This window comes from Pseudomonas peli, from assembly GCF_050563605.1.
GTDB lineage: Bacteria > Pseudomonadota > Gammaproteobacteria > Pseudomonadales > Pseudomonadaceae > Aquipseudomonas > Aquipseudomonas peli_A.
Genome location: NZ_JBNXUH010000064.1, coordinates 1 through 310 on the forward strand (window position 1 = coordinate 1; position 310 = coordinate 310).

Below are 310 nucleotides of genomic sequence, written 5' to 3' on the forward strand. Positions count from 1 at the left end.
CTACACCAACACCCTCAAGCCGGGCCTGAACATCATCGTGCCGGTGATGGACAAGGTCGGCCGCAAGCTCAACGTGATGGAAAACGTGCTGGATATTCCGCCACAGGAAGTGATCACCGCCGATAACGCCACGGTGCAGATCCTGTCTCTTATACACATCTCGTGCGGAGGGGCCAGCAAATTTAATGGCGGGGGAGCAGGGGGGGCAGAAGAGAATGGAAATAAAAAGAGAGAGGGGGCCGCCGAAGAGCTAAGTAGGAGAAAAAGCGTAGTGATTTCCCCGCCAGGATGAGTGCTAGCCGCCGATAAC

Annotated in this window: 1 pseudogene; it reads left to right on the top strand. The window is 55.8% G+C overall.

Going from position 1 to position 310, the window contains the following annotated elements:
• Window positions 1–142 (top strand): annotated as a pseudogene (locus ACQ4LH_RS21085) (SPFH domain-containing protein); the annotation flags it as partial.
• Window positions 143–310 lie beyond the last annotated feature (168 nt).